The organism is Candidatus Protochlamydia sp. R18 (assembly GCF_000648255.1).
Classification (GTDB): domain Bacteria; phylum Chlamydiota; class Chlamydiia; order Chlamydiales; family Parachlamydiaceae; genus Protochlamydia; species Protochlamydia amoebophila.
The window spans coordinates 1-489 of record NZ_BASL01000683.1; the positions used below are offsets into that span (position 1 = coordinate 1).

The 489-nt window shown below is 38.2% G+C and carries 1 pseudogene; it reads right to left on the minus strand.

What is annotated here, in order from left to right:
• Positions 1–489 (minus strand): annotated as a pseudogene (locus tag TY19_RS11675) (hypothetical protein); the annotation flags it as partial.

Genomic DNA, 489 nt, shown 5'->3' on the forward strand with positions numbered 1-489 from the left:
ATGCTGTAAAGCCGTTAAGGGTGTCAAATGGGCTAATCCATCATCCGTGAGATTGCTGCACGAGCTTAGATTGAGATGCTGTAAAGCCGTTAAAGGTGTCAAATGGGCTAATCCATCATCCGTGAGATTCTCGCAATCGCTTAGATCGAGATGCTGCAAAGCCGTTAAGGCTTTCAAATGGGCTAATCCATCGTCAGTAATAGCTAGACATGCCTCTAAATGAAGCACTTTTAGATTTTCACAATCTTTTAATGCTAAGAGATGGGCATCTGTTAAATAAGCCTGATTTGAAAAAYCAAGAGTTTTTATCTCATCTGAAAAATGATTTAYGATTCTTTCAAACTCCGCCAATTGAGAGGTCTGGTTTAAGAATGTGCCTACAACGGTCAATTCTAAATAGTTTTTCAAAGGGTTTAATCGACATTGCTGCGCAAAATTTAAAAGCTCTTTTAATTCGATTAAACTCTTTTCAGTAGAGTTAAAGGGTTC